4 protein-coding genes are annotated in these 5,187 nt (G+C 57.3%); 3 read left to right on the top strand and 1 reads right to left on the bottom strand.

All coding sequences use genetic code 11. The features are described 5' to 3' along the window. Nucleotides 1-96: 96 nt before the first annotated feature. On the bottom strand, nt 97-1,692 hold the full coding sequence (locus PMI22_RS20920) for a glycoside hydrolase family 17 protein (protein WP_007944345.1): 1,596 nt from the start codon (nt 1,690-1,692) through the stop codon (nt 97-99). 300 nt (nt 1,693-1,992) lie between these two features. Between PMI22_RS20920 and PMI22_RS20925 the strand changes: the two genes are divergently transcribed. The 3 genes from PMI22_RS20925 (at nt 1,993) to PMI22_RS20935 (ending at nt 5,018) form a co-directional block, all read left to right on the top strand. Further along, a complete protein-coding gene (locus tag PMI22_RS20925; RefSeq protein ID WP_007944344.1) occupies nt 1,993-2,844 on the top strand; it encodes a glycine betaine ABC transporter substrate-binding protein in 852 nt (283 codons plus the stop codon). 207 nt (nt 2,845-3,051) lie between these two features. Beyond that, nucleotides 3,052-3,363 carry a DUF485 domain-containing protein gene (locus PMI22_RS20930; protein WP_007944343.1) on the top strand — a complete coding sequence of 104 codons (312 nt, stop codon included), beginning with the start codon at nt 3,052-3,054 and terminating at the stop codon, nt 3,361-3,363. Then, nucleotides 3,360-5,018: a cation acetate symporter gene (locus tag PMI22_RS20935; RefSeq protein WP_007944342.1), complete on the top strand. Its 1,659-nt coding sequence runs from the start codon at nt 3,360-3,362 to the stop codon at nt 5,016-5,018. The genes PMI22_RS20930 and PMI22_RS20935 overlap by 4 nt, the downstream gene beginning before the upstream one ends. Nucleotides 5,019-5,187: the final 169 nt, after the last annotated feature.

Raw genomic sequence — 5,187 nt, 5'->3', positions numbered from 1 at the left:
ACACAGAATTCAGTACACCCTCCCGCTCCCACAGGATTCAGGCGATCCCTGTGGGAGCGGGCTTGCCCGCGATGAGGCCAAAAGCTTCGCTCAAGATTAAGCTTTGCGAACCCGCAAACTGCGCCACAACGCCAATACCATCAGCACACTCACCAGCGCCCAACCCCAGGCCTGCTGGTTCTGCAAGCCTTCACGGTACAGCTGCGGCGCAATGCCTGCGCCAATAATGAAGCTCAGCAATGCAATTTCCCGACGTGGCACGCTGACCGGGCGGCACAGGTAAACCAGTGCCGGCAGAATAAATGCCACACTCGGGAAACTGCGATAACGCGGATCGAACACCAGCTCCAGCATCATCACCGCTGCAGCAAACCCCGCCGTCGCAAGCAGCCAGCCAGCCCGGCGTTCCAGCGCGTTGAATGTCCGCTCACGCCAACCGGTGCGAGCGCTCAATGTCAGTGCGGCATGAGCCAGTAGCAACAGATTCAAAGCCGTCAGCAGCGCCACCCACACCCATTCGCTCGCAAACCGCGTGGTAACGCGAGCCAGATCACCCCACGCGCCAATCGAGCAAGCCGCCAGCGCGCCGAGCAGTGGCAGTACCAGCGCTGCGCGAGTGCTGCGAACGCGGCCACCGAGGATCAGTGTGCCGAGGAAAATCAAGCCACCCACCGCGAGCCATTGCGACCAGTACGGCACATTGGTCACTGGGCCTGCCAGTACGCCCTTGTCCTGACGATCCGCGTCGAACAGTCCCCAGTAACCGCCGACCGCGCCTTCACTGGCACGTTTCCACGGCTGGTCGAAAGCTTCAATCAGGTTGTAATGCCAGCCTTGCTGTTCAGCCATGGCGACAAAACCGCGAATGAATTTGGCTTCATTGACCCGGCTCGGCAGGGCGGTCTCACGTTGACGACCTTCGCTGGGCCAGCCGGTTTCCCCGATCATCACGTCCTTGGGGGCGAATTTGTTGCCGAACACCTGACGCACTTCGGCCACATGTTGCAGGGCCGCATCGATGTTCGAGGGATCATCTTCCCAGTACGGCAGCAAGTGGATGGTCAGGAAGTCGACTGCCGGGGCGATTTCCGGGTGCTTGAGCCAGAACTCCCAGACGTCGGCATAAGTGACAGGTTGTTTAACCTGGCTTTTGACCTTGTTAATCAGCCGGGCCAGTTGTGCGCCGGTGATCTCTTTGCGCAGCAGGGTTTCGTTGCCGACGATGACCGCGGTCACCACGTCGGCGTTGGCGTTCGCCGAGGCGATTAGCAGGTCGACCTCTTTCTCGGTGTCGACCGGATTGCTGTTGACCCAGGCACCAATCATCAGTTTCAGACCATGCTTGCGTGCCAGATCAGGCAGGGCTTCCAGGCCGGTCATGGAATAGGTGCGGATGCATTCGAAGCTCTTGGCCAGCAGTGCAAGGTCGGCGTCCATGCGCTCCGGGCGCAATTTGAACGGCTGATCGAACGGTGATTGGTCCTTGTCGAACGGGGTGTAGGAGGCGCATTGCAGTTTGTGCGTTGCGCTGGCCACGTCCGGCAGAATCACCGGTTGACCGAGGCCGTACCAAAAGCCACCGAAGGCAAATAGCCCCAGCAGGCAGGCGAATAAATAAGCAAAAAAAGGAAAGCGTGATGTCGCGGGCATGGTCGGGGCGTCTGGGAGCAAAGCCGCGCATGTTACCTGCATTTGCCGCGGATCAGGTGCCCTGCATAACGTTGACATGCAAAGTTCGAGCGGATCGGTCGGGGTGTTTGCGTTACTCACGAACTATGGCGTTCTGATGTCGTTTCTCGGTGCTTTGAGGTCGCTGGTAGAGCAGGTCGCGGTTGCCGTGAGGTTGATGATCGACGCATCAGTGCTCCCATGAATAAATCACGCTGATGTTCGAAAGGGTTTGCGGTGGGCGTGATGGGGGCGCTGTGCACCATAACTATACGTTGACGCGACTCGGCATCCGTCGAGCGCAGCACTTTCGGGGAAGTAACGATGAAGATGCGACGACTTTTAGGCGCAGGTGCCGCTCTGGTGCTTGCGATCGGCTCCACCATGGCCAGTGCCGAGAGCAAGACCTTGAGCATCGGTTACGTTGACGGTTGGTCCGACAGCGTCGCGACGACTCACGTAGCGGCAGAAGTGATCAAACAGAAACTGGGTTATGACGTGAAGCTGCAAGCCGTCGCCACCGGGATCATGTGGCAGGGTGTGGCCACCGGCAAACTCGACGCCATGTTATCGGCGTGGCTGCCGGTGACACACGGTGATTACTGGACCAAGAACAAGGACCAGGTCGTTGATTACGGTCCGAACTTCAAAGATGCAAAAATCGGTTTGATCGTGCCGGAGTACGTCAAGGCCAAAACCATCGGCGATCTGAAAACCGATGACAGCTTCAAAAACCGCATCGTCGGTATCGACGCCGGTTCAGGCGTGATGATCAAGTCCGAACAGGCCATCAAGGATTACGACCTGACCGGGTATCAACTCAAGGCCAGTTCCGGCGCCGGCATGATTGCCGAGCTGACCCGTGCCGAGAAGAAAAACGAATCCATCGCGGTGACCGGTTGGGTGCCGCACTGGATGTTTGCCAAGTGGAAACTGCGCTTCCTGGACGATCCGAAAGGCGTTTATGGCGCAGCTGAAACGGTCAATAACATCGGCAGCAAAGAACTCGCCACCAAAGCGCCGGAAGTGGCCAAGTTCCTGAAAAACTTCCAGTGGGCGTCGAAAGACGAAATTGGCGAGGTCATGTTGGCGATTCAGGATGGCGCCAAGCCGGAAGCTGCAGCGAAAGATTGGGTGGCCAAACACCCGGAGCGCGTTGCCGACTGGACCAAATGATTTGAGCTGAAGCGTCTAATCTGAACCTCTAAAGGCCCCTTGGCAGTAATGCCAAGGGGCCTTTTGCTTTTTTCGGTGGGAGCGAGCCTGCTGGAAAATGGCGATTCTGTCATGGCGTTCTAAGACTAAGGTCGTCTGGAACCTGTTTCCCAGCCGCATAGAGTGGATACCGTTCCAACAATAATCTGTGCTGCGAGGATAAAAACAATGAACGACAGCATTTACCTCTCGATTCAAAACAGCCCGCGCTTCAAGGAGCTGGTCAGTAAGAGGGAGCGATTCGCCTGGATACTGTCAGCGATCATGCTAGGGCTTTACTCCGGATTCATCCTGTTGATTGCTTACGGGCCAAAATTGCTGGGGGCGAAAATCAGCCCTGAGTCTTCGATTACCTGGGGAATTCCGATTGGTGTCGGGCTGATTCTCTCGGCCTTTATCCTGACGGCAATCTACGTACGACGCGCCAATGGCGAATTCGACGACCTGAACAATGCGATTCTCAAGGAGGCTCAGCAATGATCCGGCGTCTAATGGCTCTATTGAGCGTTGCAGCATTCGCACCGGGGGCCTGGGCGGCTGACGCCTTGACCGGTGCCGTGACCAAACAACCGCTGAACGTTCCCGCGATCCTGATGTTCGTGGCGTTCGTCGGCGCGACTTTGTATATCACTTACTGGGCCTCCAAGAAAAACAACTCGGCCGCCGACTACTATGCGGCGGGCGGCAACATCACCGGTTTCCAGAATGGTCTGGCAATTGCCGGTGACTACATGTCCGCGGCGTCCTTCCTGGGGATTTCCGCCCTGGTGTTCACGTCCGGCTACGACGGCCTGATCTACTCGATCGGCTTCCTGGTGGGCTGGCCGATCATTCTGTTCCTGATCGCCGAGCGCCTGCGTAACCTGGGTAAATACACTTTTGCCGACGTGGCGTCCTACCGCCTCGGGCAAACCCAGATCCGCTCGCTGTCCGCTTGCGGCTCGCTGGTGGTGGTGGCGTTCTACCTGATCGCGCAGATGGTCGGTGCCGGCAAGCTGATCCAGCTGTTGTTTGGTCTCGACTACCACGTCGCGGTCATCCTGGTCGGTATCCTGATGTGCATGTACGTGTTGTTCGGCGGCATGCTGGCGACCACCTGGGTGCAGATCATCAAGGCTGTGCTGTTGCTGTCCGGTGCTTCGTTCATGGCGCTGATGGTGATGAAACACGTCAACTTCGACTTCAACATGCTGTTTTCCGAGGCGATCAAGGTTCACCCTAAAGCCGAGGCGATCATGAGCCCTGGCGGTCTGGTGAAAGATCCGATCTCTGCGTTCTCTCTGGGCCTGGCACTGATGTTCGGTACCGCTGGCCTGCCGCATATCCTGATGCGCTTCTTCACCGTGAGTGACGCGAAAGAAGCTCGCAAGAGCGTGCTGTATGCAACCGGCTTCATTGGTTATTTCTACATCCTGACTTTCATTATCGGCTTCGGCGCGATCCTGCTGGTCAGCACCAACCCGGTTTTCAAAGATGCGGCTGGCGCGCTGTTGGGCGGTAACAACATGGCGGCGGTGCACCTGGCCAACGCGGTGGGTGGCAGTATTTTCCTCGGCTTCATCTCGGCGGTAGCGTTCGCGACCATTCTGGCAGTGGTTGCCGGTCTGACCCTGGCCGGTGCATCGGCGGTGTCCCATGACCTGTATGCCAGCGTAATCAAGAAGGGCAAGGCTAACGAGAAAGACGAGATTCGCGTCTCGAAAATCACCACCATCGCTTTGGCGGTGCTGGCGATCGGCCTGGGCATTCTGTTCGAAAGCCAGAACATCGCGTTCATGGTAGGCCTGGCGTTCTCCATCGCGGCAAGTTGCAACTTCCCGGTGCTGCTGCTTTCCATGTACTGGAAGAAGCTGACCACCCGCGGTGCGATGATCGGCGGCTGGTTGGGGCTGATCAGTGCTGTTGGCTTGATGATTCTTGGGCCAACCATTTGGGTGCAGATCCTGCATCACGAGAAGGCGATCTTCCCGTATGAATACCCGGCGCTGTTCTCGATGGCGATTGCCTTTGTCGGTATCTGGTTCTTCTCGATCACTGACAAGTCGACCGCTGGCGCCAACGAGCGCGCGCTGTTCTTCCCTCAGTTTGTTCGTTCGCAGACTGGTTTGGGGGCGAGTGGGGCGGTTTCGCACTAAGGCTTATATATAAGTCGCGTTAAAACGAATGCCCCGATCGAGAGATTGGGGCATTTTTTATTGGGCGGTTATCGCACTCTGTATCGCTTTTGCGCAAAAGTTGCCTGGTCTTTGATCGGATACATATCCGTTTCTGCGGTTATGCCACTTATGGTTCCGCTCTTACAGC

Source organism: Pseudomonas sp. GM21 (assembly GCF_000282215.1).
Lineage (GTDB): Bacteria > Pseudomonadota > Gammaproteobacteria > Pseudomonadales > Pseudomonadaceae > Aquipseudomonas.
The sequence above is the reverse complement of the archived record's forward strand: the minus strand, read 5'-3'. Positions and strand labels throughout refer to the sequence as shown.

Excerpts from the sequence above, each read along its gene's own strand:
- PMI22_RS20920 (WP_007944345.1), bottom strand. The coding sequence starts at position 1,692 with ATGCAGGTAACATGCGCGGCTTTGCTCCCAGACGCCCCGACCATGCCC.
- PMI22_RS20930 (WP_007944343.1), top strand. The coding sequence starts at position 3,052 with ATGAACGACAGCATTTACCTCTCGATTCAAAACAGCCCGCGCTTCAAG.
- PMI22_RS20935 (WP_007944342.1), top strand. The coding sequence starts at position 3,360 with ATGATCCGGCGTCTAATGGCTCTATTGAGCGTTGCAGCATTCGCACCG.
- PMI22_RS20925 (WP_007944344.1), top strand. The coding sequence starts at position 1,993 with ATGAAGATGCGACGACTTTTAGGCGCAGGTGCCGCTCTGGTGCTTGCG.